Annotated in this window: 1 protein-coding gene and 1 pseudogene; both read left to right on the forward strand. The window is 51.0% G+C overall.

Annotation, left to right across the window (positions count from 1 at the left end; translation table 11 throughout):
• Positions 1-463: pseudogene (locus tag GJ699_RS33880) on the forward strand (IS21 family transposase); the annotation flags it as partial.
• On the forward strand, positions 453-1226 hold the full coding sequence (gene istB / locus GJ699_RS33885; protein ID WP_154383810.1) for an IS21-like element helper ATPase IstB: 774 nt from the start codon (positions 453-455) through the stop codon (positions 1224-1226). The pseudogene GJ699_RS33880 and the gene istB, both read left to right, overlap by 11 nt.
• The last annotated feature ends 69 nt before the right edge of the window (positions 1227-1295 follow it).

Raw genomic sequence — 1295 nt, forward strand, 5'->3', positions numbered from 1 at the left:
ACAGATTGTCGCGGACGGCAAGATCATGGCTGAACACGAACGGGATATTACTCGCGATCATGGCCCTGGGCACACGATTTATAACTGGCGCCATTACCTTGCTGTTGTTCAACGTAAGCCTGGCGCCTTGAGAAACGGAGCGCCCTTCGTTGAAATGCCAGCACCATTCCGCAAGCTTCAAAGCATCCTACTGAAACGCAGCGGCGGTGATCGAGAAATGGTCGATATCCTTGCACTCGTTCTGCTACACGATGAGAAGCATGTCCTTGCCGCCGTGGAGCACGCTATCGAGGCCGGCACACCATCCAAGCAAATCATCCTTAACACTTTGAGCCGCCTACTTGATGGCTCGCCAGCTCCGCTTATAGACGCTCCACAAGCCCTTGCTCTCGATGTAGAGCCGATTGCGGACTTCGGGCGATACGACCAACTGCGACAAAGGAGGAACAACGATGCAACGTAATGACCTGACAGCAATGCTCAAAGGGCTTCGGCTGCGAGGAATGATGCAAGCAATGGAGGAATTAGCAGTTCAAAACTCCCCGGCATTCCAAGCCGCAACGCCGATTATCGAGGGATTGCTTAAAGCGGAGGCGGCAGAACGCGACGTGCGCTCACTTGCATACCAGATGAAGGCTGCAAGATTCCCGGTATATAAGGATCTTGGCGGATTTGACTTCAAATGCAGCCCTGTCAGCGAACCATTAATTCGGCAGTTGCATACCTGCGAATTTCTGGACTCCGGCCACAATGTCGTTTTAGTCGGTGGCCCAGGTACAGGCAAGACACATATTGCAACGGCCATCGGCACACGAGCAATCGAAGAACATAACTGCCGAGTGAGATTCTTCTCTACCGTTGAGTTGGCCAACCTGCTTGAAGCAGAAAAGCAGCAAGGTAGATCAGGCCATCTGGCAATGCGACTAATGCACACCGATCTTGTTGTCCTAGACGAAGTTGGCTACTTGCCTTTCAGTCAAACCGGAGGAGCACTTCTTTTTCACCTCATAAGCAGACTCTACGAACACACTAGCCTGATTATTACCACCAACCTTGGATTTGCTGAGTGGGGATCGGTGTTCGGCGATGCAAAGATGACGACCGCACTTCTTGATAGGCTTACCCATCATTGCCACATCATCGAGACAGGCAACGACAGCTATCGATTTAAAAACAGCTCAACTGAGCCCATGAAACGGAGGAGATCACGACAGTATACTGGCTGAAAAATCACATCAAAAGAGCGGGTCGGAATTCAATGCAAATTCCGGGTCAGAGTTCAATGCAATTCAACA

It is taken from the genome of Duganella guangzhouensis (genome assembly GCF_009674535.1).
Classification (GTDB): domain Bacteria; phylum Pseudomonadota; class Gammaproteobacteria; order Burkholderiales; family Burkholderiaceae_D; genus Rugamonas; species Rugamonas guangzhouensis.